This is a genomic window from Bacillus sp. z50, from assembly GCF_058313585.1.
The window spans coordinates 667,872-692,400 of the sequence record NZ_JBZFQL010000001.1; the positions used below are offsets into that span (position 1 = coordinate 667,872).

The 24,529-nt window shown below is 37.9% G+C and carries 25 protein-coding genes and 1 pseudogene; 11 read left to right on the top strand and 15 right to left on the bottom strand.

What is annotated here, in order from left to right; translation table 11 throughout:
- Window positions 1-4: 4 nt before the first annotated feature.
- The 5 genes from AC4G3N_RS03175 to AC4G3N_RS03195 form a co-directional block, all read right to left on the bottom strand.
- Entirely contained in the window at window positions 5-862 is an 858-nt protein-coding gene (locus AC4G3N_RS03175) for an alpha/beta fold hydrolase (protein WP_140461636.1), read from the bottom strand.
- A 22-nt stretch (window positions 863-884) separates the two neighbouring features.
- Window positions 885-2,387, bottom strand: a complete 1,503-nt coding sequence (tcuA, locus tag AC4G3N_RS03180; RefSeq protein ID WP_140461637.1) for an FAD-dependent tricarballylate dehydrogenase TcuA — start codon at window positions 2,385-2,387, stop codon at window positions 885-887.
- A 42-nt stretch (window positions 2,388-2,429) separates the two neighbouring features.
- A complete protein-coding gene (locus tag AC4G3N_RS03185; RefSeq protein WP_140461638.1) occupies window positions 2,430-3,284 on the bottom strand; it encodes an alpha/beta fold hydrolase in 855 nt (284 codons plus the stop codon).
- 14 nt (window positions 3,285-3,298) lie between these two features.
- Window positions 3,299-4,249, bottom strand: a complete 951-nt coding sequence (locus AC4G3N_RS03190; RefSeq protein WP_148629939.1) for a VOC family protein — start codon at window positions 4,247-4,249, stop codon at window positions 3,299-3,301.
- Between the two features lie 98 nt (window positions 4,250-4,347).
- Window positions 4,348-5,547: an acyl-CoA dehydrogenase family protein gene (locus tag AC4G3N_RS03195; protein ID WP_148629941.1), complete on the bottom strand. Its 1,200-nt coding sequence runs from the start codon at window positions 5,545-5,547 to the stop codon at window positions 4,348-4,350.
- Window positions 5,548-5,912: 365 nt separating this feature from the next.
- Here AC4G3N_RS03195 and AC4G3N_RS03200 point away from each other — a divergent pair, with 365 nt between their 5' ends.
- The 4 genes from AC4G3N_RS03200 to AC4G3N_RS03215 all read left to right on the top strand — a co-directional run bounded on the left by AC4G3N_RS03200 (window position 5,913) and on the right by AC4G3N_RS03215 (window position 11,510).
- Window positions 5,913-7,745 (top strand): XylR N-terminal domain-containing protein, encoded by a 1,833-nt coding sequence (locus AC4G3N_RS03200; protein ID WP_491089704.1) that lies wholly within the window; start codon window positions 5,913-5,915, stop codon window positions 7,743-7,745.
- 328 nt (window positions 7,746-8,073) lie between these two features.
- Window positions 8,074-9,288 carry an MFS transporter gene (locus AC4G3N_RS03205; RefSeq protein ID WP_139891640.1) on the top strand — a complete coding sequence of 405 codons (1,215 nt, stop codon included), beginning with the start codon at window positions 8,074-8,076 and terminating at the stop codon, window positions 9,286-9,288.
- A 326-nt stretch (window positions 9,289-9,614) separates the two neighbouring features.
- Window positions 9,615-10,577 carry a fumarylacetoacetate hydrolase family protein gene (locus AC4G3N_RS03210; protein ID WP_139891638.1) on the top strand — a complete coding sequence of 321 codons (963 nt, stop codon included), beginning with the start codon at window positions 9,615-9,617 and terminating at the stop codon, window positions 10,575-10,577.
- A 12-nt stretch (window positions 10,578-10,589) separates the two neighbouring features.
- Window positions 10,590-11,510 carry a VOC family protein gene (locus AC4G3N_RS03215; RefSeq protein WP_148629944.1) on the top strand — a complete coding sequence of 307 codons (921 nt, stop codon included), beginning with the start codon at window positions 10,590-10,592 and terminating at the stop codon, window positions 11,508-11,510.
- Window positions 11,511-11,691: 181 nt separating this feature from the next.
- On the opposite strand, the gene AC4G3N_RS03220 is transcribed toward AC4G3N_RS03215, so the two are convergent.
- The 5 genes from AC4G3N_RS03220 to AC4G3N_RS03240 form a co-directional block, all read right to left on the bottom strand.
- A complete protein-coding gene (locus tag AC4G3N_RS03220) occupies window positions 11,692-11,895 on the bottom strand; it encodes a transcription initiation factor TFIIIB (RefSeq protein WP_491089705.1) in 204 nt (67 codons plus the stop codon).
- Between the two features lie 97 nt (window positions 11,896-11,992).
- Window positions 11,993-13,795, bottom strand: a complete 1,803-nt coding sequence (locus AC4G3N_RS03225; protein ID WP_491089706.1) for a S9 family peptidase — start codon at window positions 13,793-13,795, stop codon at window positions 11,993-11,995.
- Between the two features lie 80 nt (window positions 13,796-13,875).
- The gene (locus tag AC4G3N_RS03230) at window positions 13,876-14,289 is read right to left on the bottom strand and encodes a VOC family protein (RefSeq protein ID WP_490551284.1); all 414 of its coding nucleotides are present in this window, start codon (window positions 14,287-14,289) and stop codon (window positions 13,876-13,878) included.
- Between the two features lie 28 nt (window positions 14,290-14,317).
- Window positions 14,318-14,770, bottom strand: a complete 453-nt coding sequence (locus tag AC4G3N_RS03235; protein ID WP_490551283.1) for a GNAT family N-acetyltransferase — start codon at window positions 14,768-14,770, stop codon at window positions 14,318-14,320.
- 33 nt (window positions 14,771-14,803) lie between these two features.
- A complete protein-coding gene (locus AC4G3N_RS03240) occupies window positions 14,804-15,160 on the bottom strand; it encodes a VOC family protein (protein WP_490551282.1) in 357 nt (118 codons plus the stop codon).
- A gap of 173 nt (window positions 15,161-15,333) precedes the next feature.
- On the opposite strand from AC4G3N_RS03240, the gene AC4G3N_RS03245 reads away from it, so the two are divergent.
- Window positions 15,334-15,501: a DUF4083 domain-containing protein gene (locus AC4G3N_RS03245; protein ID WP_491089707.1), complete on the top strand. Its 168-nt coding sequence runs from the start codon at window positions 15,334-15,336 to the stop codon at window positions 15,499-15,501.
- A gap of 86 nt (window positions 15,502-15,587) precedes the next feature.
- On the opposite strand, the gene AC4G3N_RS03250 is transcribed toward AC4G3N_RS03245, so the two are convergent.
- Together AC4G3N_RS03250 and AC4G3N_RS03255 are read right to left on the bottom strand one after the other, a co-directional pair.
- Window positions 15,588-16,163: a hypothetical protein gene (locus AC4G3N_RS03250; RefSeq protein WP_491089708.1), complete on the bottom strand. Its 576-nt coding sequence runs from the start codon at window positions 16,161-16,163 to the stop codon at window positions 15,588-15,590.
- A gap of 67 nt (window positions 16,164-16,230) precedes the next feature.
- Window positions 16,231-16,805 (bottom strand): annotated as a pseudogene (locus tag AC4G3N_RS03255) (DUF6434 domain-containing protein).
- A 577-nt stretch (window positions 16,806-17,382) separates the two neighbouring features.
- On the opposite strand from AC4G3N_RS03255, the gene AC4G3N_RS03260 reads away from it, so the two are divergent.
- Window positions 17,383-17,973, top strand: coding sequence for a DUF421 domain-containing protein (locus AC4G3N_RS03260; protein WP_491089709.1), 591 nt, complete (start codon window positions 17,383-17,385; stop codon window positions 17,971-17,973).
- Here AC4G3N_RS03260 and AC4G3N_RS03265 read toward each other — a convergent pair.
- Window positions 17,954-18,154: a cold-shock protein gene (locus tag AC4G3N_RS03265; protein ID WP_066107773.1), complete on the bottom strand. Its 201-nt coding sequence runs from the start codon at window positions 18,152-18,154 to the stop codon at window positions 17,954-17,956. The genes AC4G3N_RS03260 and AC4G3N_RS03265 overlap by 20 nt on opposite strands.
- Before the next feature lie 328 nt (window positions 18,155-18,482).
- On the opposite strand from AC4G3N_RS03265, the gene AC4G3N_RS03270 reads away from it, so the two are divergent.
- A complete protein-coding gene (locus AC4G3N_RS03270) occupies window positions 18,483-19,481 on the top strand; it encodes an acrylyl-CoA reductase family protein (protein WP_066107774.1) in 999 nt (332 codons plus the stop codon).
- 213 nt (window positions 19,482-19,694) lie between these two features.
- The gene (gene trhO, locus AC4G3N_RS03275; RefSeq protein WP_066107775.1) at window positions 19,695-20,660 is read left to right on the top strand and encodes an oxygen-dependent tRNA uridine(34) hydroxylase TrhO; all 966 of its coding nucleotides are present in this window, start codon (window positions 19,695-19,697) and stop codon (window positions 20,658-20,660) included.
- Window positions 20,661-20,779: 119 nt separating this feature from the next.
- On the opposite strand, the gene AC4G3N_RS03280 is transcribed toward trhO, so the two are convergent.
- Window positions 20,780-21,499 carry an SGNH/GDSL hydrolase family protein gene (locus tag AC4G3N_RS03280; protein WP_066107778.1) on the bottom strand — a complete coding sequence of 240 codons (720 nt, stop codon included), beginning with the start codon at window positions 21,497-21,499 and terminating at the stop codon, window positions 20,780-20,782.
- Between the two features lie 303 nt (window positions 21,500-21,802).
- Between AC4G3N_RS03280 and AC4G3N_RS03285 the strand changes: the two genes are divergently transcribed.
- Complete coding sequence (locus AC4G3N_RS03285; protein WP_306821545.1) at window positions 21,803-22,069, top strand: ribosomal maturation YjgA family protein; 267 nt, start codon at window positions 21,803-21,805, stop codon at window positions 22,067-22,069.
- A 42-nt stretch (window positions 22,070-22,111) separates the two neighbouring features.
- Here the strand turns inward: AC4G3N_RS03285 and AC4G3N_RS03290 are convergent, their stop codons facing one another.
- Window positions 22,112-22,729 (bottom strand): histidine phosphatase family protein, encoded by a 618-nt coding sequence (locus AC4G3N_RS03290; RefSeq protein ID WP_491089711.1) that lies wholly within the window; start codon window positions 22,727-22,729, stop codon window positions 22,112-22,114.
- 196 nt (window positions 22,730-22,925) lie between these two features.
- Between AC4G3N_RS03290 and AC4G3N_RS03295 the strand changes: the two genes are divergently transcribed.
- Entirely contained in the window at window positions 22,926-23,363 is a 438-nt protein-coding gene (locus AC4G3N_RS03295; protein ID WP_491089875.1) for a hypothetical protein, read from the top strand.
- Between the two features lie 160 nt (window positions 23,364-23,523).
- A complete protein-coding gene (gene rarD, locus AC4G3N_RS03300; RefSeq protein ID WP_066107787.1) occupies window positions 23,524-24,435 on the top strand; it encodes an EamA family transporter RarD in 912 nt (303 codons plus the stop codon).
- Window positions 24,436-24,529: the final 94 nt, after the last annotated feature.

A 24,529-nucleotide genomic window follows, 5' to 3' on the forward strand; every position in this document is an offset into this window, starting at 1 on the left:
ATTCTTAAATTTCAACTTGCGTTTTATCCTTTGTAAAGAAATGTTTGGTTGCGTGTAAAAACTCCTCACGTTGCTCAATCATGGCCCAGTGGCCGCATTTTTTAAATACGCGCAGTTCGGCATTTGGTAAGTGTTCTAAAGCGTAAAGGCTGCTTTGTAAAGGAACAAACCGATCGTAGTAACCATGGATTAATAAAAATTCATTTTTCATTCTCTCAAGTGCCGTTTGTGGAATCAGCATTTCGGTTAAGGATGACTTGGTAAAGTTTTCACGATAAGAACGGAAAATTTCTGGACGCTGGAACATTTCAAAACGTGCTTCGACCACTTGGGTCACGAAATCCTCCATTTTATCTAAATCATAAACGAACCAGCTTAATAGATTGCGTAAGTTCTCTTTACTCGGATCTAAGTGGAAGTTTGTTAATTTTAGTAATTCAGGTGTCGGCTCCTTTAACAATACACCGGCGCCCATTAATACGATTTTGTTAAACCGCTCCGGAGCCTGCATATTTAAATACATGGATACGACGCCACCGAGTGAATTGCCGACTAAATTCGCTTTTTCAATATTTAAAGCATCCATTAAATCTAAAATTTGTTTGATACGCCATGACATCCACTGTACTCCGTTTTCTGGATATACTTCAGGATGATCCGTTTCTCCAAAGCCAACTATATCAGGTGCAATGACATGGAAATCTTTCGCATAATCTTCTAAAACAAATTGCCAATTTGCTTTTGCATTTGCCCCCGGTCCGGAACCATGAATTAATATCACAACTTCTTTATTTTCCGAACCTCCTTCATGAAAATAGGTTTCATAATCTCCGGTTTTCACTTTTCTTTGTAAAATCGTCATAAGAATCCTCCTTTGTTTACAACTACATTTTATTCACAATCGACATCTTATTTTTTCGTTTCGTACTATATAGACTCGCATTCTCCCCAGCAATTTTTCCAAATACAGAACCTGAGGTTAAACCGGCTCCGCCAGGATAATTGTCATAGTATAATCCCCCTACTATTTCACCGGCTGCGTATAAGCCTTCAATAGGCGTGAAATCATTGTGGATCACTTGCGCTCGTTTGTTAATCTTCAAACCGCCGTAAGTAAAGGTAATTCCACACGTAACTTCGTATGCTTCAAACGGCGCTTCATCAATTGGATTCGCCCAATTTGATTTAGGAACAGAAAGGCCTGTTGTTTTTTTCCCATCTAACTGGTTTGGATTAAATGGTATATTCTGATCAATCGAGTCATTATACCTCTCAATCTCTCTCAAAAAACTATCGGCATCAATGCCTTCCATTTTTTCTGCTAATTCTTCGAGTGTATTTGCAGCCACTTTTGAAACATGACGACCATTATATTCTTCACGTAAATAAGGTTTAGCTCTAGCGTCATACACTTGCCATGCATGCTGACCCGGTTGTTTTAAAATTTCACGTCCTACTTTTGCATAAATATAATTGCGAAAATCAGCAGCCTCATCAATAAAACGCTTGCCATCCTTGTTGACCATAATTCCGAATGGAAAGCTCAATTTTTGAAACCCTTCTTTATAATCAGCTAAGTATCGATCACCACTTACGGCATGTGCCGCAGACCAATTGCCGGTTGTTCGTGCACCTAATGACATGGCCATTCGCAGGCCGTCACCAACATTGTATTTACAGCCGCGTGTATGGACAGTATCCCAACCAGCCCCCAAATACTTTGTTCGCATTTCAACATTGGCATGAAAACCGCCGGATGCCAGCACGACTGCTTGACAAGCTATTTTGCGCTCTTTTCCATTCGAACGGACAATCACACCTTCAATCGTCCGATTCTCAGTGACAAGCTCGACCGCTGCTGTATTATAATGAATCGTTATGCCTAAACGCTTGGCTTCATTATGCAGAGAATCTACTAAGCCCTTTCCTCCACCCACAGCTTCAATGACCATGCCGCCCCAAAACACGAATTTCCCATTCATTTTATAAGCTTGGCGCCCATAAATCGGAAGCCATTTCACATGGTGCTCTGTTAGCCATAGTACAGTCTCATAACTCTTCTTTGTCATGATGGAAGCCAAATCGTAATCTGTGCGATAATTGGACATCCGGCACAAGTCATCAAAAAATTTTCCTTCTATATATGTCCCAAACTCCGTTATTTCGAAGTCCTTATCTGTCATTTCTGGCATTAGCGATCGAACCTGTGCTCCATCATTGTAGGCGAAGCGAATCGAACCATGTGTATAAGCCGTGTTTCCCCCTTTTTCTTCTTCTGAAGAAATTTCAAGTACCGTCACATGGGCTCCTTTTTCTGCTGCCGCAATCGCAGCACACAAAGCAGCATTTCCAGCCCCAACCACCACAATGTCTGTTGCTTCGCTCATTTTATTCACTCCTATCCATCTTGTAAGCGCTTAATAAGAGTTTCATAAAATACCTTTAAAGAATTGCTGAATAAGATTGTTGAATTCATTTTTCTTTTCAATTTGTGTCCAGTGCCCACATTTACTAAAAACGTGGAGTTGGGCATCATTTAGATGCTCTAATAAATAATAACTTGACTCAATCGAACATACTTGATCATCACGGCCATGGACCAGTAAGATCTGGTTCTTAATTCTGCGTAATGCCACGGTTGGGACTGGGACAGCAGCCGTTGAAAAAATAGAATTGTTTGAACGGCGAACTTCTTCACGCATTGCATTTTCATATCGGGAATCCGTAAGCCCATCAATGACTGGCTGCATTGCTTCCTTGTCGTAGACAAACCAGCCCATAATTTGTTGAAGTCGTTTTTTTGACGGGTTATCATAAAATGCTTTAGCACGTGCCAGCTCAAAACTTAGTTTAGTATTTGGTGTACCACCCGGCCCCATCAGGACAACTCGGTCAAAACGCTCTGGATACTCCAACAGCAATTCCAGGGCTATAGAACAGCCTAAGGAGTTTCCAACAACATGCACTTTCTCTAATTCGTAATAATCGAGCAACTCTATGATTTGTTCAATCCAACAATCCATCCACATTTGGCGATTTTTTAATGGCTCAGCCGGATGATCACTTTGGGCAAAACCGTATAAATCTGGTGCTAAACAATAGAAAGAATCAGCGCATTCCTGTAATGCATAATTCCAGTTAGCCAATGATGTTACCCCTGGTCCAGAACCATGTAAAAATAAAATGGTTTCTGCATTTCCTTTACCAGCTTCGTTTATCCATGTTGTATAATGACCTGTTTTCAGATGCTTTGATGTAATGGTTACCTCTTTTGTCATTGCCATTTACCCATGCCTCCCTATGCTTCAATTGTTGGAACAATTAACGGATTTCCCGTAATGCTATCTCCCCAATACGTATTGCCAAAAGCCCTTTCTTCCGGGCGCCAAACCACTGTTTCCCAATCAGGTTCAAATATTAAGTATCCACCTGTAAATAATTCAACTCTGCATCCACTTCCCGGATCAATAACATATAAATAGATAGCCTGCGAAATGCTATGTTTACCTGGTCCTATGAATTTCAGGTCATGTTCTTTTAAAATATCAGCTGCCCGCATTAAATCCCCTGAACTGTCCAACCAGTAGGAGATATGATGGAAGCGTGCTGTTGTTTCCAATGATTCATGAGCAACAAGTGCGACATCATGCACCAATGGAGTAACGCTCATCCAACCCGCCAATATTTTCCCATCCTCGGTTTCAATACATTCATTCATGCGGAATCCTAATTCTTCAATAAAGAAATCATAAGCTGTATTCTCCGGCGCAGCTGTATGAATATTGACATGATCGAAACGCCTTGGTGAAATACCCTTTGCCCATGCTTTATACGTTTGATTCTTGAGCACAGAACGTCGATGTTCTTCTACCTCTGTCTTTACGACATCATAAAACAATTCAATTCTATGCCCGGAAGCTGCCATAAATCGAATCGCTCTGCCAATACCAGGTGTCGTTCCAGCTTGCACATATTCAATCTCATAGCCCTTTTGATTCAGTCTGCTTGCAAACGAATCCACATCTTCTGCACATTTGGTGCGAAAACTGATATGCTTCACCTTGCCCTTAATGCCGGGTGAGATTGATAATGTATGATGCTGAAAATCTCCCCAGGCTCTGAAATAGTATTGTTCGCCTACTTTTTCAGTCAGCTCTAAACCAATGATGTTTTGAAAAAAATCCACCGATTTTTCAATATCGGAAGATTCAAGAGCAACATAACCTAATTGGGCAATTCGCGGTCCCATGAGTAAGAATCCCCCTCATTTTTTATATTAAGGAACTAAGTACTGGTAAACTATATAAAAAGTTCACTAATAACTGCTTATTTTTCAATAAAATTTACTTAATAACGAACCGCATTAGGTTGTAGACCAACAAGCTGACGCCCATAATTTTCCTGGGTAATAACCGGCGACAATGAACGGTGGGAATGCAATGTAATAAAATCACGAATCAATCGCTGCATTGGGCTCGCATCATATACAAATCCTGATCCACTTGCTGCTAAAATATGTTGTACTGCCTCATTCATTAATTTGTTACTATAGCCGATATCTGCCAGTACTTTTAATCTCTCATCACTTGGCATAATTGTTTTTTTCTCTGCCCATTCATCAATTTTTTTGGCAATATTCATTAAGTAAATTTCGGCTGTTTCGATTTTTAAAGTTGCTTCAGCAATTAATGAATGCGTGCTTGCTGCATCCTTAATCATTTTTACCCCCATATGCTGGGCTGTACGATACGGCAAACTAGCATGAAACTTATCAAGCATCTCTTTTACGACCCCTAATCCCGGCAATCCAAGCGATAAAATTAAACATGGAAACAAAGCAGAATGATATAATGGGATATCCCGTAAATGCTCTGATTGAAAGTTTCCATTTAAAATGTCTACAAAGGATGTACAACGATGATCGGGTATAAAAACATTCTTCATACGGACTGCATTACTACCAGTACCACGAAGCCCCAATGTATTCCAATCATCTTCTATTTCCAATTCACTAAACGGCAGAGTTGCTAGTAACTGCTTTTCAATTTCACCTTGTTCGTTCTTCAAATACATGCCAAAATAACCCCATGTTGCATGTAAAGATCCCGAACAAAACATCCAATGTCCTTCTTCAACGAGGTAACCGCCATCAACCTTTTTCACTTCACAAGAACGTGGCTCATACACTCCGGCAAATAATACATCTTCAGGATCGTTTGCGAAAATCTCCAAATGAGCTTTTTCTGTAAATGATTCAGCCACCATCATTTCTCGTATTGCGCATAAGGAGGCAATCCATCCTGTAGACGCACAGGCTTTTGAAATTTCAACAATAACCTGGCTGTATGTTTGAATACTGACTTCAAGTCCACCATATCGTTTAGGGCGAAGCATTTTGAAAATTTGATTGTCTTTTAATTGTTTAATAGTCGATTCTGGAATTCTGCGAATTTCTTCAGTTTCCTTAACACGTTTGCGAATATCATCTGCAACCGCTTTCGTTTTTGTCATAAGATCCAATTCTGTTTCTTTTAAAATTGTATCCATATGTTCAACTCCTTATCTGAATGTATCTTTAATTTATCAAATCTACTTTCATAAAAGTCTGATTAAATTATTTGAATTTTCAACCTTATTTCCAATAAAAACTACCGAATCATAAATAAAATACAATGGTATTATCTGTATCAGTTCCTCTAATCCCATGGCCTTTCCCCTACCTAATCTGGCATTCCTTCAATCTGGCATATAGAAAAATATCACCTCAAATTTACCGATTATCTTTTAGGCACTTTGCACTAATGGATTTTAGATAAAGTATTTTCAAAATTTTTATAAAATTAAAATTATATCTGCTAATATATACTGTAAGCGCTTCAATTAAGTATTTATTAGTTAGAGGAGGTATTCTTATGACAACAAATTATACTAATATAGCAGATAAAGAACTTTTTACAACAGCCAATACGATTGGACTATTACGAAAAGAATTAATAGAAACATTAGGTTTGGAGCATGCAAAAATTTTCTTACAGCGTTATGGATGGAATATCGGGGTCGCTCATGCCAAAGAAGTAGAACAGCGTCCATTAAGTTTGCGTGAAAAACTTGATAGCGCATCAGGTTACCATCTCAATTCCGGACAAATTACAGATTTAATCTCCAATCGCATTTTAGAGCTGAATCCCGATGATACGGTTCGTTTTATGCATGCAAAGGGGGTTTGGATCAATTCTTACGAGGTAACTGAACACACCAAATATTTCGGAAAAAGCCAAACCTGTATTTGCCATACATTAGCAGGCTATTCAAGTGGTTACACATCCTACTTAACCAAACGTGAAATCTATATTGTAGAAGTCACATGTAAAGCTAGAGGGGATGATGAATGTGCCTTTGAAATGCGCATGATTGAGAATTGGGATGAAGCAACACAGGCACAATTTAAAAAAATTCACCAATCCCGTATGATTGATGAACTAAACCAGACATATGAACAATTGTATGAAGAGAAAAAACTAACCGAGAAGGTATCTTCATTCCATAACAACTTAACCCTTGGAATCGCCCAAGGTATGCGAATAGAACAAATTTTAGAAACAATCTATGATAATTTAAACGTTCCAGTCATCCTTCAGGATTTAAATTTTAATACCCATCACTTAATTGGAATTACTGAAGAAGAATTAAATGAGTTAACATTAGATTTTGCCAGCCAGATGCCCCAAACACGTTCAGGGAAAATTTTAATGCAGCATCTTGAGCCGATGCACTCTATTCAAGTAAACTGTGAAAAACATATTCGCCTGATCAGCCCCATCAATGTCCAAAACCAAATTATTGGATATATTTCGTTTATTTATCGGTCAACTGACCATAACTTCAAAGATGAAATAAATTTTCTACAGCGTGCAGCTAATTCCATATCACTATGTTATCTGAATGAAAAGTCGAGCTTAGAAGCAATCGAGAACATGAAAGCTTATTTTTTCGAGCAACTTTTACAACAGCAATATACTTCCAAAAGCAATATGATTTACCGCAGTTATTTACTCCAGATTGATTTAAATGAAGACTTCTATATTGGAAACTTACGCATTACCAAAAAGGGCATTCCTATTAAAGATTCCATCATGATTAATAAGATAATCCAGTCTTTTACCATTTATTTAGAAATGCATCAAATCCCTATATTTATTACAGAATTTCAGGAAGAAGTGACGTTTTTATTCCCAAAAATTGATGAAACACAAGAAATACTAAGAAATATATTAAAACACCTGCATCGTACATTCAAAAACCATGAATTCCGTATTGGATTAAGCCGGGCTATCCATGATATAGACGATATTCCAGAGGCAAAACGGCAATCCATTACATCACTTAATATCAATAAAGCAAGTAATATCATTTATTTCGAAGATACGAGTGTGATGGGATCAATCATCAACCAATCTAATAGCTCTATCATCATCGAAATTGCGCAACGTGAATTAGAGCCCATCTTGTCATTAAAGCCAAATAAAAAAGAGGAGTTTCTTAAAACTCTTTACGCATTTTTAAATAATTACGGGAATTTGCAACAAACCATGCTGGATTTGAATTTATCCATGAGCGGATTAGTCTATCGAATTCAAAAGTTAGAAGAACTACTACAAAAAGACTTAAGAAATTCCAAGCATTCCTTTGAGTTAATGTTACTCTTAAACTCTTTAATTATTTTAGGTGAAATTGAAATTGATTAGCTTTCTTTTTTCAATAAATTTTAGTGAAATACGCGGATTTTTATATACTTTCTAAAATAGTCTAATTTACACATCTATGCTCTTTGCCATATTCATTTTTCGTTATTTAATGGAGTAAAAAACAAATATCTTTTTGCAAAATTAATGATTTTTTCCCCTAAAAATCATTGATTTATGCCTCGATTGTCTGTGCTAATATCGAGTGTAATCTACACGTAAGAAGTTCTGCTCATCTTCATGGCGATTATCGCATGAGTTGTTATAGCCAAGAGGATAGGTATTGAGCCTACTTTCGTATAGAAATAGTAAAACAGGGGGTTATTAAAAAATGGCAAAGGCAAAGAGTACTGCTTTCTTGAAATTTTTAATTGTTTTAATTGCATTTCAGGACGTTGCTGCCGGGGTTGCAGGATCTATCATGGCCGATTTAATTAAAGCGTTCCCAAACTACAATCCGTCGGTAGTCATGTTAATTGCTACTATCCCAGGATTTTTTCAAATAATACCTTCATTGCTTTATGGGAAACTGGCTAATAAGTACTCAAAACGAGGATTATTATTTACAGGACTAGCCTTTTTCATCATTGGCGGTATCATGCCATTTTTCATTGATAATCTCTTTTTAATTATTGCCTTCCGTGGACTATTGGGACTTGGAGTCGGCATTACATTACCATTATCGGTTGATATTATCACAAGTTTCTTTGATGGTCGTGATCGTGATTTCTTAATTGGTTTGGGAACATCCACAGTTGCATGTATCGGAGCGATTTTCTTCCAAGTAGTCGGAGGTATGCTGGCTGATGCGTACAATTGGCAGTTTGGCTTTTTAGTTTACTTATTCCCGATCTTGATTTTAGCACTCACCTTCTTATATTTGCCTGAGCCTAAAAAACAAGAAGTACACAATGCATCCTTTAAAGAGATCCTGTTCTCTGCACCAAAAACCGTTTATGGTTTTACGATTGGCCAAGTTATCTTCACAGCATTGGTGTTTGGGTATGTAACAAATATTTCTATTATCATCCAAGCGGAAAACCTTGGGAATGCTACGGAGGCCGGTTTTGCCATCTCTTTATTCACCTTTGGTACCTTGGTTGTCGGACTTTTCTTTGGTCCCATGCGCCAACTTTGGCCAAACTTCAATATTCCCTTTGGAATTTTACTAACCGCTGTTGGTATCTTATGGTGTTATTATGCAAACACTTTAATGATGATCAATATGGCTAGTTTTCTTGGAGGAATGGGATTAGGAATTGTGATTCCAGGCGTACTCGCCCGAGTATCTGAATTGTCAAACCTTGCGAAGGGTATTTCCTTTGTAGGATTCGCTGCTGCGGCCCAAGGATTAGGTGGTATTACCAGTTCGTTTATGTACCAGTTTTTACTTAATATAACAGGCCAGGAAAACGGCCGATTCACTCTGCTTCTAGCATCTATTGGCCTATTCCTTTTAGCGATTGCTTGGTCTGCGGTCACGACTCTCATCAAAGAAAAAGACTCACAATCAAACGCAACCTCAAAGACCACACATATTATTTAACGGTAAGTATTTACCTAATTCGAGAATAAAAATGATCTCATAAGGAGAGTCTCTATGAGATCATTTTTATTTTATAGTACTTTATTGCCGAGTAATTCCGTAAATGTGGAATTCCGAGAAACGATATTACCAATTCCCTCCAACCTTGGTATTTTGTCCAGTCGCATAATCAGATAACGGTAAGCCAAGTTCTTCCCCCAGTTAGATTGATTCAATGATTTTTACTTAATTTCATTATGTATTTCAATAATTCTTATTCTAGTTAAGTGCCTTTTCTATCATCTACACTTAAACAAACAAATTATTTTCTGGGAGGCTATCAAAATATGGGGACAAAATTACTTCGATTCAAACAATCAGACCGTACATATTGGGGTGTTTTCAGTGAACAAATCCGCATTGTTGAACACGAGGCTGAAACCTTACATGACTTACTATCTAACGGTCGAGAGGCAATTGAGCGGGCAAAACACACCGGAACAATTATTTATACAGATGAAATCACAATCCTATCACCCGTAACAGATGATGCAAATATATTTTGTCAGGGTACAAACTATAGCGTACACCGTGAAGAAGCTGGTTTTACTAAGCAAAAGCCACCATATAACTTATTGTTCACAAAGGCATCCAGTACCTTAACATCTGCCGCTGCTGATATTATTTGCCCAACTCATGTTCAACTATTGGATTATGAAATCGAACTGGGATTAATTATTAAAACTGACATTACTGAGCCCATCCAAATTACAGAAAATAATTTAGTCCATTATATTGCTGGAATAGTGATTGCCAATGATATTTCGGCGCGTGATGTTCAAATTCTGGAACAGCAATGGTTCAAAGGAAAAAGTTATCGTGGTTTTTGTCCGGTGGGACCATATATTTATTTACTCGATGAAGATGAATTTCCTTACTTGAATCAATTGGAATTACATTTACAAATAAATGGTGAAACACGTCAAAGGGTTTTAACTGATCAATTATTATTTAAACCGACGGAAACACTGACTGAGATGTCAGAGATTTTTAATTTAAAAACTGGTGATTTAATTTTAACAGGTACCCCAGGTGGAGTATGTCTTCGTTTAAATTCTGAAATCATCAACCATATTTATGATAATACAATTTCACATCAGGATAAAATTGACCATTTTATTGAAACTCAACAAAACAATGGTTATTTAAAATCTGGAGATATCATGCTTCTCGAAATAAAAAGCACGGATGGTTCCATTGATTTAGGTGTACAAGAAAATAAAATAATACAGGCAGCTGCTGTAAAGTAAAGGGGCGTCCACATGATTCCAGTTTTCCGGTTAGGGTTTGTGACGTTTTTTTCGAAAGATGTTGAGGCCATGGTCGATTACTATATCACTGTTCTCGGATGTAAGCTTGTAGAACGCGGAGGAGACGGAGTTGCCTATATCAGTACAGGTGCAGAACATCATAATATTGTCATTCAACCAAGTAACGAAAGTTTCATGGAAGGAATCGGATGGCAAGTAAATCCTGAAGTATCATTAGAATACGTTCAATCCCTTTTAGAAGAAGAAGGAATCGTAAGTGAGCTTGTCCATGATAGACAAGTTGGAATACCTGAACAATTGCAGTTGCATGATCCGGATGGAAACCGCATTTTTTTATATCATAGTATAGACTACAGCGCTCCCGGATACGCAACATCCGGTATTATTCCTACTAAATTGGGCCACTTATCAATCAGCGTAAAAGATGCGAAGAAAACGGTGGACTTCTACCACCATATTTTAGGTTTTTACAAAACCGACCGTATACTTGATTTAGCCAACTTTTTAACATGTAATGAAGATCATCATACGATTAATATCATTCAAGGTAAAAAATCGTACATGCATCATATTGCCTTTCAATTACGCAATCCCGCTCATCAATATGACAGCTCTGATATTTTAATGAAACACAATATACCAACAATTTGGGGACCCAGCCGCCATACAGCTGGTCACAATATCGCGTCTTACCATCTAGATCCCGATAAGCATGTCATTGAGTTATATACGGATATGGATAAATACATTCCTGAATTAAATATTTTGGAGCCACGCCCGTGGCACAAAGAATTACCCTTACGTCCAAAAACATGGCAATCCTTCGAACACTGGGAAACACAATTTGGCGATACATTGCCTACAGTTGAAGATTGGAAACAAGATCGCCCTAAGGCTATCTTCCCTATATAAAAACAAACTTATATTTCTGGTACCTCATGAAATGTCCCTATTTGTTGAAACCAGACAAAAAATGCTTGGATCATATAATTCCAAGCATTTTTGATATCAGTAAGTTTATGTTCCCTGGGTTTAAGCGTTGAATAGGGTCAACACTTTATTCAGCTAATTCTTTTCTTTTTAGTCATCTTTCTCAGTAAAGTGTTTCTTTAAATTTCTCCGGCTTTTTTACATAGCCTTCGATGATAAATCCACATTCGGTGCAAAACATGTATTCAATCTCTGAACCTATACTCACTTTATTTTTGGGGTACATGACTCCATATCCGGTATATTTCCCGATCCCCAGCTCTTTCTCACCACATTGAGGACATTCTTTTACTTTAGAACGCTTCACGTTAGTCCCTCCACTCGAAAATCTCAATTCATTTTCTTCATAAGGAAAACGCCACAAACTGCAATACATTACTTTTCGCCGTTTGAGAAAATCTAGGCTAGGATTTTACTTCCACAAGACGATGCTCTTCAAAAAAAGCTAAAACCCTGCGATACACAACGATTTCATTCTCCTTTTTAGAAAATCCATGTCCTTCATCCTCCATGACCATATAGGAGATATCTCTCCCCTGTTCCTTAAGAGTCTCCACAATTTGGTCTGATTCGGCCTTTACAACTCTTGGATCATTGGCACCTTGGATAACAAGCATCGGCTTTATCATCTGCTCAATATAGGTAATAGGTGAGTATTCTATCAATTTCTCGCGATCTTTTTCGGGGTGACCTACCCAAGCATCCATGATTGGTTTCCAATCTTCCGGCACTGAATAAACAAAGGAAAATAAATTGGATGGCCCAAAAATATCTACCACAGCCTTAAAGTAATCAGCATGGCGTCCATGTAAAAGCAATGACATATATCCACCGTAACTGCCTCCGATCAGCAAGATATCGCCTTTCTTCGTATATCCACGGTCAATCAGCCAATCGAGACCAGCAATAATATCCAATCGGGCTCCTGCACCCCAGGCACGCTCCACCATTTTGGTGAATGGTAATCCATATCCAGTGGAACCACGGAAGTTAGGAGTAAAAACACTATATCCATTATCTAAGGCATATTGAAAGAATGGATTAAAACCTTTCCGTACTGCAGACTGCGGTCCCCCATGAACCCATAAAAGAGTCTCTCCGTTATCATTTTCAGGTTTTGCTTTATATAAAAGCGCTTCAATTTGGAGACCGTCAAAAGATGAATACGTAATAATCTCGGGCTCTACTATATCCTCCTTCTGAACACCAGCTAGGGTATTGTCAGTAATTGTGACCCATTCATCCTCACCAATCTGTTTAAATATATTCGCAAGTGTGTTTGAACTCTTTCCGAGCAAATAAAGGGAACCAGAATTAGAGACAACCTTTTTCGTTAGGAGGTCACATGGAGGGTTCAATTTTACCCATGCTTGATTATCAATACGATAGGCGTATAAATAATCCCGCACTCCTTTTTCAGCAGTAATATAGACTATTTTGTTTTTCTGATCGTATGTAAGATTGGTGAAGCTCTCCTGCGGTAATTCTTTAAGCTTAGTAAACTCCCTGGTTTCCAAATTAAAGCTTGCTAAATAAGAAAAATCCGCATCATAATCCGTGATTAAATAGACCTCTTGATCCGAAACGAAAACAGCTTCACTAACGGTATGCTCCGTATCAGTTGGCGGAGTCAGCAGGATATGTTCATCCGCTTTTTTCACATAATATAGAGAATTAGTATTAGAAAATTGTTTAGTATAGAGAATAACCGATTCATCCTCACTCACTTCCGCCAGGATTGTAATGCCTCCATTCCCATCCAATACTTTTGTCTCTTCCCCCGTGTTTAATTGTAAGCAATAGCTACTGAGGAAGGACGGATTTTCCTTGGTAGATGTATAGTATAATCGCTCGCCGTCCTTCGATAGGAACGGATGAAAATTACGTGTATTCTCTTGAAAAACTAGCTCCTTCAAGGCACCGCCATATGTCGGCATGGCATAAAATTGAGTATTCTCATCACCGTCATGATCAAAGCCAGCTATAACAAATCTTCCTTTTGGGTCATACAGTAAATACTCAGATGGCTGATCATTGAAGGTCAGCCGATATGGAAAGGCATTAGGCATATTCATCGCCCAAAGATTATATTTTCCACTTATATTGGTACTGATGATAATCTGTTTTTCATCGGGGCTGACAGCAAAATCAATCATAGAAACAGTTCGCAGCAATTGTTCTACATCTGGCTTTGGAAATGTAAACATAAACATACTCCTCATATTCATTTTTTGTGATACACAATCAATCTAACCAACTTTATGTAAAACATATGAAAGATAACGACTTACAGCGAATAGTTGTCCTTAAATCTTGGACTTAATTCACTCCAGACATCAAATATATGACCATCTAAATCATAAAAAACAAAATTCCTTCCTGGGTGCCCTCGATCTTCAATGTCACCTACCCTTACATTCTTCTCCGTTAATTCCATATGAAGCTCTGTTAACTTTTCCAATCCATCTACTTCAAAGGTAATCGAAAAACGTTCACTTCCATGCTTGTCTATAAAATTAGAACTTTCGCCATCTGGTGCATGAACAAGGAAAAAACTTTGATTTGCAAGATTAATAATCGATTTATCCTCATCTTTATAGCTTAATTCTGCTCCAAGCTTATCTACATACCATGCTGAAGACTCTTTAACATCCTTTACAGGAATATAAAATGTACCAACTCTTATTAACTTATTTTTCATGCCATCCTCCCTGTAATCAATCTGGTCATTACCAATCCTTCGCCATAATGATAAATCGATATGATTCTCCTCTTATGTCATTCATGAATTCTCCCACTTGTTGAAATCCTTCTCTTTCATACACTTTAATGGCCCGGTGATTAAAGTCCACTACGGACAACTCTAAATGGTCATAGTGAAAAAGGGATCTCCCTTGCTCCACAATGGCATGGAAGAAAGCAGGGCCATGTCCTTTTCCAGTCATAGATGGCTTCATCTGAATTCCAACTGCCAGTATCTCCGCTTCATCCTCATCGCTTACATCAAAAAACTCGCAGTTACCTACAAGTTCACCCCATTCATTTACTACCGATAATTCCCGTTCTTTTTGCACACTTTGCCTAAAGCTATCTATCTTTTCTTGCTGAATTGAATTATCGTACGTCCATGATAAAAAGTCCTCTATATCCTCTTCGGTACGTTTTCTTAATAAATACTCCATATTTTTGCCTCTTATCTAATTGTATTTAGGTTGCTACATCTCTTCGTTCATATTTTCAAAGAAGCCTAAACGATTTCCCCATGGATCTGTAAATGTGGCCCATTTAACTGGTACTCCTTCACGGGAGTAGATTTCAAAAAAATCAATATGCAGCTCTTCCATCATTCTTTGTCTTTCTTTTTCTATAGATGTAACCTCAAGCCGAAGCGGACCACTTCCTTCTGCCGGTGTCCCTTTAGCGACTTGCAGCCAGCCCCCGGGAATTATCTCCCACTCTGCAAAATCAGCATGCGGCTCAAGATCTGGTGTCCTGTTCAAAAATACTTCATACCATTTCCTGCCTTGTTCAAAATCAGCCACACGGACCTGATAAGTCATTTCAGCTACCAAGAATATTTCACCCCCTTTAAGAGTTCATAATATTACAAAAATTTTATATAAAACTTCAGAGGGCAACACACATACATAGGTGATAAACGATTTATTTACTCTTAACTTAATAGATTCAAGTGGAAAGTACCCACATCAAAAATGGTATAATATTCTAAAGTGAGGTGGATTTTATGTTGAACATCGGTGACATCATTTTTCAGTTAATCTCAATTTTAGTTGTTGTCTTTTTTATTGTTATAATTGTATCTTTCTTTCGTTCTTCAAAAAAACGGAAGGAACAGCTAGATCGAATTGAAAGTAAATTGGATAAACTGTCAGGGCAATCATCTAAAAATTAGCTCGGTTTATAAACCGGGCCTTTATGTTTTTCTTTGCGGGATCATTTTATAAAGCTATTACTAACTAAACACTACCAAGACAGCTACTAGTTCTTTTTACTCAAATCAAAACGAGTTATTTCTTCTTTGCCCAAGGATACAATTAAAGTTGCCTCCATTGCGTTCTCTTTTAAATGTTCTATCTTGTCTATTGAAGGTACTGGAAGAACTTCCTCTGTTTTTTCTTCAACGCCTAAATCATAATAGATGGTGAATTCTCCTGTTTCATTTTCTTCAAGAATACCAGCATAGGAATAGCCGAAACCCATGCCTGAACCATCATAATCTTCCGGTTCAAAAATATTAAAGCCCATCACTTCATTAGAAGCAGTTACTAATTTTTCGGCAGGTTCAATCCTAGCCTCCAAGCCTACTCCTTTACTTACGTCTCCAATCTTTTTATTTCCTACATTTTTAATCACAAATGTGTAATACAGGGATGTAGGCACCACTTCTTTTCCTGCGTTCTCACCTTCTTGCAGAATAGTGGATCCCGTTTTGTTTTTATCATTCACAATCTCTGCTTCTGCACTGACCAGTTCTAGAGGTGTGTTCGTTGAGCAAGCGCTAAAAATGCTGATAACGACAATTAGGAAAGTAAAAAACAAACTAAATCGTTTCATGCAACCTCCTTTTTTCATGCCTATTGCGTTTGATAGGCGAAGAACTATTTTGAATCTTGGGAATTCTTCACACTCGGTTAGATGAATAGCGATTGCTGTCAGGAAGCTGCTTGATCTTCTTCCAGGCTTCTAGCGCATCTTTGTGCTGCTTCCCTTGATTGTTCGGGTCAGCAAAATAGTCACGGATGAATTGATTGTATTCAAATTGCGGGGGGATTTTTTTCGTATAGGATGAATCTTTTTTTCGTTTTTCTTCCTCATACCAGGCATTCACCGCCTCACGGTAAGTTTTCCCGACATGATTTTTAAAATATTCCTGGATGTGGGTAGTAAAATGAAAGGTAGGAATAACCGTTTGAAAAATGCTCTTACTTCTTGACTGCAACGGTGATTTTCTTTGATGATTGTATCGAGGCTTAAGATTTTTACGGGTGTTTGTGGTTTCACATAGGCCCTTACTTTTCTAATCGGCTTTTTTATTTCTCCTGTTTCAAGAAAGGCTTCGATTCGATTGGAGATTTCTATCTTTGAGCCTGAAACAGCAAGTCGATTTTCTCTGCAAAATGATTGTAACTCTTCCTTCAGCCAATAAAATTCTCTAAAACTTTGGACACTACTATTTCTAGTAAGCTTAGGTCTCAGTATAATCCACCTCCATATATATCCATTTAATTATAGAAAACTAGTACTTATTTAGCAACGTACATGATAAAAATGAATTTACTAAAATTAACAGGAGAAATATATTAGCCACGATTTTAATTATATGCTATAATCTAGTCAACCTTTAAAACTGTTATACTATTTTATGCTTTACTGTTTCAATTGCCTTGCTCTCTTCGCCTTGAGCAGGGCATTTTTGTTTCTTCCACTAAACTATCCTATACCAACACAAAAGAAGTTCGATATAATAAGGCATTAAACCCTCATGGATTAATCCCCCGAAAACTATTGCTGAATCTCCCAGTTCTATCTACCCGTTTTAATATGGTTTACATTTCACACCTGTTACACTAATTCTCTCAGCTGTATAATGTTCTACTTTTATATTATGAGTAATGGATAATGCCATTATTCGTAACTTAGGAGACTTCACCAAAATAGCGTAAGAACCATTTTGGGTTAGCAATTACAGGTAATAGCGCATATTCGATGCTTTTTTTAAGCATAATGAGAAGATAAACACTACTGTACTGTGAGAATTTTGGAGGATAGAAACGTGGATTGGATAAGTTTAGGCTTAATAGCAATGAAAGTAATGGTTGGATTTATATCTCTAAACATCATACTCATTTTAACTGGAAGAACCTCCATTTCCCAATTAACCCCATTTCATTTTATTTTTATTCTGTTGCTCGATGATTTTTTAGGACATATCATCTATGAAAATAATGTAAGTATTTTAAAATATCTATATGCAATTGGAATATGGACTTTTTTAATGATTATTTTAGAGTATGCCACGCTTAAGTTTACAAAGATTAGATTTTTCATTCAGAGGAAGCCAGTTCTATTCATTAGAAATGGAATAATTGATTATAAAGCAGCCAAAAAAGCAAGGTTGGATCTAAATCAAATATTGAGCATGTTACGGCAAAAAAGTGTTTTTTCTGTAAGAGAAGTTGAATTTGCAATATTAGAATCTAATAGGCAAATAAGTATCGCTCTGAAATCTAAATATAAAAATCCAACAATCGAGGATTTAAACCAAATGAATCATTCAACAAAGCTTAAACAAAAGAAAAACAGATCCTGTAACCAGGATCTGTTTTATTTATGTGTCGATCAGATTAGTTTTTTTGAACGTTAGTAGCTTGTGGTCCACGTTGACCTTGTTCTACTTCAAAAGTAACTTCTTGACCTTCGTCAAGTGTTTTGAAACCTTCACCTTGGATAGCTGAGAAGTGTACGAATACATCGTCTCCACCTTCGCGCTCGATAAATCCGAAACCTTTTTCTGCGTTAAACCATTTTACTTTACCATGTTCCATTTTTTGTTGCCTCCTAGTGTGCTAACACACAATTGTATTACTATCCTTGCTTTTCGATCGTAAGACGACAATAATTGTTCAACTTTCAACCACATCAAACAAAAATAATTCTACCTAATAATAACAGGTTCTGGACTGAAGTGCAAACGATTACCTCAATTATTTTTAAATTTTTCTTCAAATCATGATTTTTTTGAAACTCTTTTGCAAGATTATACCTATTAAAGCGATGGTAAATAAAACAAATCATCAAAAATCACTTTTACAAAGACGGTTCAACGTTCATTATATAATGGTATATAGTGAAGAAAAGGAGCTGGTAAGAATAATGGAACAAAGCTATAAAGCGTTAATCGTAGATAAACAGGATGAACAAACAGCAATCAAATTCATACAAAAACCGTTACATACCCCACAAGATGGCGAAGTTCTCATAAAAGTAAAATATTCAGGTGTAAATTATAAGGATTGCCTAGCTACAATTCCGAATGGAAATATTGTGACTTCCTACCCAATGGTACCAGGCATCGACCTAGCAGGCACGATTATTTTATCGACTGACACTCGCTTTAAGGAAGGAGATGAGGTAATTGCCACAAGCTACGAAATCGGTGTATCCCGTGATGGAGGATATGCGGAATATGCTTATATTCCTGCTGATTGGGTTGTCTCATTGCCAAAAGGGCTCACTCTAAAAGAAGCAATGATCATTGGTACAGCTGGATTTACCGCCGCTTTATCCGTCCAGCGTTTGGAGGAAAATAAGGTAACTCCTGATCGAGGTCCTGTGATTGTTACTGGAGCTACAGGAGGCGTTGGCAGTTTCGCGGTCTCCTTCTTAGCAAAACTCGGATTTACCGTTGAAGCCAGCACAGGAAAATTAGAGGAAGCTGAGTACTTAAAATCCATCGGTGCTGCGAATGTGATCTCAAGGGATGAAGTATACAACGGTAAGGTTCGCGCCTTAGGGAAACAGCGTTGGGCCGCTGGAGTTGACCCTGTTGGCGGGGAACCTTTAGCATCTCTTTTAAGCCAAATTAAATATGGCGGTTCTGTTGCTGCCAGCGGACTGACGGCTGGCACGAAGATTCCCTCCTCCGTATTCCCATTTATATTAAGAGGGATTAATTTATTAGGCATTGATTCTGTACAATGCCCGATGAATACACGCCAACAAATTTGGGAACGTTTAGCTACGGATTTAAAGCTCAATCAGTATGAGAATCATATCCAGCAAGAAGTAAAGCTCGAAGAACTGCCAAATGTATTTCCTGTCCTTCTAAAAGGTGAAGCACGCGGCAGAACAATCGTTGTTTTCCCGGATTAAAGAACTCTATTCAACACCAATTCTTTTCAATAGAAGAATTGGTGTTTTTTTATGCACTAACCACCTATCTCTTTATTTTCCAGAGGAAATAAGTTGTTTAATTAGCACATTTTACTAACAATTGTTATAATGTTTTGATGTGTAAGAAAAGTATCTAAAAATCACCTTTTGAATACGTATCTTGCAAATATTAAAAAATAGGTGGTAAGAACCATGACAGAAAACAAACCATACAGAGTTTTGCTTTATTATTTTTATACTCCAATTGAAGATCCAGCTGCATTCGCGGCAGAACACCTTGCATTTTGTAAGGGGATTGAACTGAAAGGCCGTATACTTGTGGCCAAAGAAGGAATTAATGGTACGGTTTCCGGTACTGTGGAACAAACAAATGCTTATATGGATAAGATGAAGAACGATCCTCAATTCGAAGGGATTGTATTTAAAATAGATGAAGCGGACGGTCATGCGTTTAAAAAAATGCATGTGAGACCACGCCCTGAGCTTGTTCATTTATCTTTAGAAGATGATATTAATCCGAACGAATTAACTGGACAGTATTTGAGCCCAAAAGAATTTTTCGAGGGCTTACAGGATGAAAACACAATTGTTTTAGATGCGCGTAATGACTATGAATATGAACTTGGACATTTCCGCGGCGCCATCAAGCCGGACATTGAAACGTTCCGCGAGCTTCCTCAATGGGTTCGTGATAATAAAGAAATGTTTGAAGGAAAACGCGTCCTAACCTATTGTACAGGCGGAATCCGTTGTGAGAAATTTTCCGGTTGGTTAGTAAGAGAAGGATTTAAAGATGTCGGTCAGCTCCATGGCGGGATTGCCACATATGGGAAAGATCCGGAAGTACAAGGTCAATTATGGGATGGACAAATGTATGTATTCGATGAAAGAATCGCTGTTCCAATTAACCAAGTAGAACATGTGATCGTCGGAAGAGATCACTTCGATGGTGAACCGTGTGAACGCTACGTTAATTGTGCAAACCCTGAATGTAACGATCAAATTCTTTGCAGTGAAGAAAATGAGCATAAATATATGCGCAGCTGCACGGATGAATGTCGTGTACATCCTCGCAATCGTTATGTTGTAGAGCATAACCTAACTGAGGAAGAGGTTGCAGAAAGACTGCGTAAACTAGAATTAATTTCAGCTGAGTAATATAATTAAAGGAGACCTTTCGATTGAGAGGTCTCCTTTTAATTATACGATTATAACTTTTCATCTGCGGCTATTATAATCACCTTGTTCCGCTCTCGAATTCTTCATAATAACCAAAATTATTGTTCCTGCAGTACTTTTTGCGGGGCTAGCTTACCTAAGTTATCATAAATCTCAGCCGCCATAACCTTATAGCCTTTTTCGGTCAGATGAATGCCATCTTCACTAATTAAATCCTTTAACTGACCTCTGTTTTTCAGCGCATTCCTTACATCAATCAGGAATACATCCATTTCTTCTGCTATATTTTTTACGGTTCGATTATACTTACTGTGCCAGTAGGCTATTCCCCCCACCTTGCATATCCATTGACTCACTTCTGTACCGAAACGCGTGGAAATTGTCTGATAATAGCGAGCCGGATCCAATGGAGGCAGCGTGGTTAAAACCGGTGTAATTCCATTTGATTTTAATTTGGTAATAAGCTCTTTTAAATTATTGGCATACCGTGATAGAGGCACTTTTGGCTGATGCTCGTCATTCGGTTTAGCCGCTACTTCCTTCCAAACAAAGTCACAATCATTCCCGCCAATCCCAATAATCACGTAGGTCGGTTCTTCTTGAATAACATCCTTTTCAAGTCTGGATAAAAGTAAATCAGAGTTATCATTGAATACTCCCTTATTGATCACTTCTGCCCGGCTAATCTCTGGATTCAATTTATCCTCTGACATAAGCTTTTGTAAATAGGCAGGATAATTATTTCTTAAAATTCTCAAACGACCCTTAACATAGGATACTCCCCTAGTTAAACTATCACCAAAGCATATTAATTTCATAGGCCATCCCTCATATCTCTTAGTAGTTTCTGTGTTGCAAAGCATGATAATCCTTTGTTACTTTAATTATATCAAGAATATTTCAAAAATTACTTGATAGATGTTTATATTCTTATAGATTAAAATTTGCCGTTATAAAAAATAGTAAATGAGTGAATGAATATGAATCCAACCAACCATATAAATAGATTCTTTTATTTAGCAGCCATTACTCTATGTATCATTCTCGGATTAGCTTCCCGTATATATAGTTCGATCCTGCATCCTTTTGTAGCTCAGCATGCCGGAGATGCTTTATAGGCAATGATGGTCTATTTTGGGTTTCGATTTCTTTTCGTTCAAAAGAAACCATTTACTGCTTTTTGGTTCAGCGTCCTATTCAGCTTCGGGATTGAATTCAGCCAGTTATATCAAGCAGCATGGATCAACCAAATACGAAACACAACCATCGGGGCTTTAATCCTCGGTAAGGGATTTCTGTGGATAGATCTATTGCGGTATACACTGGGTATTATGATGGCAGTAATCATAGATTGGTCGAAAATAAACTCTATTAAAACAAATAAATGATAAATTCAATCAACCTACCTTTCCTCTTCTGATATAGACATCCTATATAATAATCTGTCTATGTGATAAATCCCCTTCCAGGACGATGTTAAAACCATCTTCCTCTATCTTTACAACAGTAAGACTCGTATCATGGATAAAAGGAGGATCCCATAGGCTTTCAATAGAGGCGTTTTTGAAAATAGAATAGAAGCATTTTATGACAACGGAGTGAGTAACAATCAGGATATTGCCTGTTTTATATTCTTGCTGAATCCGATTCAATGCGTTCATCGCTCGTTCTTTCACCTCATCAAACGTTTCCCCTTTTACAGGCTTATATAAATGAGGATTGTTCCAGAAAGCATCAAACTCGTCCGGATAGGTAGCCCTAATGGCTCCCTGTGTTTCTCCCTCCCATTCTCCCATATTGATTTCCTGTAAATTTTCATCAAAGACTAGCGGAATATCCCGATTACCCTTAATATAAGCTGCTGTATCTGCTGCTCTGCCACTCGGGCTTGAATAAATAGCTGTTAAATCAATATCCTGCAGTCCTTTGCTCAGTGAAATCGCATTTTGTACACCTTTTACTGTTAAAGGTGAATCTAATCTTCCCTGCATTCTTTTCTCCGTATTCCAAACTGTTTCTCCATGCCTGGTTATATAGAGTGTAATCAAAATTCCCAGCCCCCTAAATCAACGTTACTCTGTATTCTTTATAGTATCTCAGTCCTATTCTTGCAGATTCCTTTCTGGCAGTAAGTCCACTTCATTTATTCGATCCTTCATTGCCAAACCCCTCTTTGAGCCAAAAATAATATGTAACCTTCCATGGCTTAAAATGGTATTATTAGTTTATTATTTCGTATGGCATATGCACATGAATCTTGAATTAGCCGCTCTATCCAAATTCTTTATTGAAACTGAATATAAAGTAATCGATAGCGAGGCGAGCGAGCAAGATGTCATAGAATGGTGGAGGGAAATGACTGAGGAAGGACACGAAGGCATTGTCATCAAGCCTGAAACTTTTATCGCTAAAGAACGAGGCAAGCTGTTGCAGCCCGCTATTAAAGTAAGAGGCAGAAAATATTTATCGATTATTTATGGGATGGATTATTTATCCCCCGCTAATCTAGCACGCTTGAAAAATAGAAACACCTCCAAAAAACAAAAGTTGGCGTTACGTGAATTTGTTCTGGGAGTTGAAGGCATTCGCCGCTTTGTCAACGGAGATTCCCTGCAGCGCGTACATGAATGTGTCCTTGGCACACTCTCTCTCGAATCAGACCCGGTCGACCCAAGGCTGTAAGATACAGAACGAAGGAAGATGAACCTGTTGTGATTGCCAGGTTCATCTTCCTTTAGGTAAAACTATAATGATAACTATCACAATTAATATTTTCGTTTCAACTGTTCAGCAGTATAATAGGTTGATATAAATGAATGTTATAGTAGAAAGAAGTGTAAGCATGGAGAATCAAGCAAAAGAGAAAAAGCTCGGCATTTTAGCTGGTGGCGGAGCTTATTTTTTATGGGGATGCCTACCGGTCTATTGGAAATTAGCCGGTGATGTATCTGATTTGGAAATCCTGGCACACCGTATTTTATGGTCCTTTGTGTTTATGGTGCTGCTCGTCTTTTGTTTCGGAAAGTCAAAGGATGTTTTTGGGGAAATCACCACCATCCTTAAACAGCCTAAATTGACGTTAGCAATCACCCTGGCAACCCTATTAATCTCAGCCAACTGGTTTATCTTTATTTTTTCAGTCAATAGCAATAATATCTTATCCGCCAGCATGGGCTATTATATCAATCCAATCGTCAATGTCATACTGGCAACCATCTTCCTAAAGGAAAGGCTGAGCAATGGCGAAAAGATAGCTGTATTATCTGCGGCAATTGGCGTAATCATTCTGACATGGAGCCAGGGCTCAATCCCGTGGCCTGCTATATGCATGGCAATGACCTTCGGATTATATGGACTCATTAAGAAAATGGTTCAAATCAATCCGTGGACAGGCTTAACACTCGAAACGATGATCATTGCACCATTCGCACTCATTTATCTGTTATTCTTTGCTGAGCATTCCTTTTTATCATACAGTACCCAAGTTGATTTAGTTCTTATGGGAGCGGGGATTGTAACCGCAATTCCGTTATTGCTGTTTGCCGAAGGAACGAAACGAATCAGTTATACGATGATTGGATTTTTACAGTATTTAGCTCCAACCCTCATGCTAGTGATGGCTGTCGTGATCTACGATGAAACATTCACCCTGATTCAAGGTATATCATTCCTGTTTATCTGGATTGCCTTAATCATTTATACAGCATCCAATCTGTTCAGATCCGCAAAGAGCAGAAAAGCTGCAGCGAATTAATGTATTTCGTATGAATGGACCGGTGGAGGAAACCGAGATGTTTCCTTCACCGGTTTTTCGTTTGCTGCGTAAGAGTGGCTTAACGTGCGATGCC

Bases quoted from the DNA above. Each gene is read 5' to 3' on its own strand.
- AC4G3N_RS03175 (WP_140461636.1), bottom strand. From the start codon at position 862: ATGACGATTTTACAAAGAAAAGTGAAAACCGGAGATTATGAAACCTAT.
- tcuA (WP_140461637.1), bottom strand. From the start codon at position 2,387: ATGAGCGAAGCAACAGACATTGTGGTGGTTGGGGCTGGAAATGCTGCT.
- AC4G3N_RS03185 (WP_140461638.1), bottom strand. From the start codon at position 3,284: ATGGCAATGACAAAAGAGGTAACCATTACATCAAAGCATCTGAAAACA.
- AC4G3N_RS03190 (WP_148629939.1), bottom strand. From the start codon at position 4,249: ATGGGACCGCGAATTGCCCAATTAGGTTATGTTGCTCTTGAATCTTCC.
- AC4G3N_RS03195 (WP_148629941.1), bottom strand. From the start codon at position 5,547: ATGGATACAATTTTAAAAGAAACAGAATTGGATCTTATGACAAAAACG.
- AC4G3N_RS03200 (WP_491089704.1), top strand. From the start codon at position 5,913: ATGACAACAAATTATACTAATATAGCAGATAAAGAACTTTTTACAACA.
- AC4G3N_RS03205 (WP_139891640.1), top strand. From the start codon at position 8,074: ATGGCAAAGGCAAAGAGTACTGCTTTCTTGAAATTTTTAATTGTTTTA.
- AC4G3N_RS03210 (WP_139891638.1), top strand. From the start codon at position 9,615: ATGGGGACAAAATTACTTCGATTCAAACAATCAGACCGTACATATTGG.
- AC4G3N_RS03215 (WP_148629944.1), top strand. From the start codon at position 10,590: ATGATTCCAGTTTTCCGGTTAGGGTTTGTGACGTTTTTTTCGAAAGAT.
- AC4G3N_RS03225 (WP_491089706.1), bottom strand. From the start codon at position 13,795: ATGTTTACATTTCCAAAGCCAGATGTAGAACAATTGCTGCGAACTGTT.
- AC4G3N_RS03230 (WP_490551284.1), bottom strand. From the start codon at position 14,289: ATGAAAAATAAGTTAATAAGAGTTGGTACATTTTATATTCCTGTAAAG.
- AC4G3N_RS03235 (WP_490551283.1), bottom strand. From the start codon at position 14,770: ATGGAGTATTTATTAAGAAAACGTACCGAAGAGGATATAGAGGACTTT.
- AC4G3N_RS03245 (WP_491089707.1), top strand. From the start codon at position 15,334: ATGTTGAACATCGGTGACATCATTTTTCAGTTAATCTCAATTTTAGTT.
- AC4G3N_RS03250 (WP_491089708.1), bottom strand. From the start codon at position 16,163: ATGAAACGATTTAGTTTGTTTTTTACTTTCCTAATTGTCGTTATCAGC.
- AC4G3N_RS03265 (WP_066107773.1), bottom strand. From the start codon at position 18,154: ATGGAACATGGTAAAGTAAAATGGTTTAACGCAGAAAAAGGTTTCGGA.
- AC4G3N_RS03270 (WP_066107774.1), top strand. From the start codon at position 18,483: ATGGAACAAAGCTATAAAGCGTTAATCGTAGATAAACAGGATGAACAA.
- trhO (WP_066107775.1), top strand. From the start codon at position 19,695: ATGACAGAAAACAAACCATACAGAGTTTTGCTTTATTATTTTTATACT.
- AC4G3N_RS03280 (WP_066107778.1), bottom strand. From the start codon at position 21,499: ATGAAATTAATATGCTTTGGTGATAGTTTAACTAGGGGAGTATCCTAT.
- AC4G3N_RS03285 (WP_306821545.1), top strand. From the start codon at position 21,803: ATGATGGTCTATTTTGGGTTTCGATTTCTTTTCGTTCAAAAGAAACCA.
- AC4G3N_RS03295 (WP_491089875.1), top strand. From the start codon at position 22,926: ATGCACATGAATCTTGAATTAGCCGCTCTATCCAAATTCTTTATTGAA.
- rarD (WP_066107787.1), top strand. From the start codon at position 23,524: ATGGAGAATCAAGCAAAAGAGAAAAAGCTCGGCATTTTAGCTGGTGGC.